The sequence below is a fragment of the Aliiroseovarius salicola genome, assembly GCF_027891095.1.
Lineage (GTDB): Bacteria > Pseudomonadota > Alphaproteobacteria > Rhodobacterales > Rhodobacteraceae > Aliiroseovarius > Aliiroseovarius salicola.
The window spans coordinates 1-1,151 of record NZ_JAQIIO010000027.1 but is presented as its reverse complement, the minus strand read 5'-3'; the positions used below and the strand labels follow the sequence as shown (position 1 = coordinate 1,151).

The 1,151-nt window shown below is 59.5% G+C and carries 1 protein-coding gene; it reads left to right on the top strand.

Annotated features, from left to right (window positions below):
• The coding region (locus tag O2N63_RS17480) for an acyl-CoA dehydrogenase (protein ID WP_271055596.1) at positions 1–1,151 on the top strand (1,151 nt) is incomplete at both ends.

Sequence of the window (1,151 nt, the reverse complement as noted above, 5' to 3'; positions counted from 1 at the left end):
CTTTCCCCCCAATCCCGCCCGGCGCTTGGATCGTTCAACTGGGACGATCCGTTCCTGATTGAAGAGCAGCTCAATGAAGACGAGCGCATGGTGCGTGATGCCGCGCGTGCTTATGCGGAAGACAAGCTCATGCCGCGTGTAACCGACGCCTTCGCCAAGGAAGAAACCGACCCGGAGATCTTCCGCGAGATGGGCGAAATGGGCCTGCTTGGCACCACCATCCCCGAGAAATTCGGCGGCATTGGCGCGGGCTATGTGACCTATGGTCTGGTGGCGCGCGAGGTGGAGCGCATTGACAGTGGGTATCGCTCGATGATGTCGGTTCAGTCCTCGCTGGTGATGTACCCGATTTACGCCTATGGCACTGAGGAACAACGGGAAAAATACCTGCCGAAGCTCGCCTCGGGTGAATATATCGGCTGTTTCGGCCTCACTGAACCGGATGCGGGTTCCGATCCCGGTGCGATGAAAACCACCGCGAAGAAGGTCGATGGTGGCTATGTTCTGAACGGCACCAAGATGTGGATTTCCAACGCGCCGATCGCGGATGTGTTTGTGGTCTGGGCCAAATCCGATGCCCATGAAGGGAAAATTAAGGGTTTTGTGCTTGATAAGGGGACACCCGGCCTGTCCGCGCCGAAGATCGAGGGCAAGCAGTCATTGCGCGCGTCGATCACCGGCGAGATCGTGATGAAAGACGTGGAAGTGGGCGAAGACGCCCTGCTGCCGGATGTCGAAGGGCTGAAAGGCCCGTTTGGCTGTCTGAACCGCGCGCGCTACGGCATTGCCTGGGGTGCAATGGGGGCGGCGGAAGCCTGCTGGCATGGCGCGCGTCAATATGGGCTGGATCGCAAGCAGTTCGGCAAGCCGCTGGCGCAGATGCAGCTGTTCCAACTAAAGCTCGCGAACATGCAGACCGAGATCACTCTGGGCCTGCAAGCCGCCCTGCGCGTTGGTCGCCTGATGGATGAGGCGAAAGCGGCGCCCGAGATGGTCAGCCTGATCAAACGCAACAACTGCGGCAAGGCGCTCGATATCGCGCGTCTGGCTCGCGACATGCATGGCGGCAACGGTATCTCGCAGGACTTCCATGTGATCCGTCACATGGTGAACCTTGAGACTGTGAACACCTATGAAGGCACCCACGACGT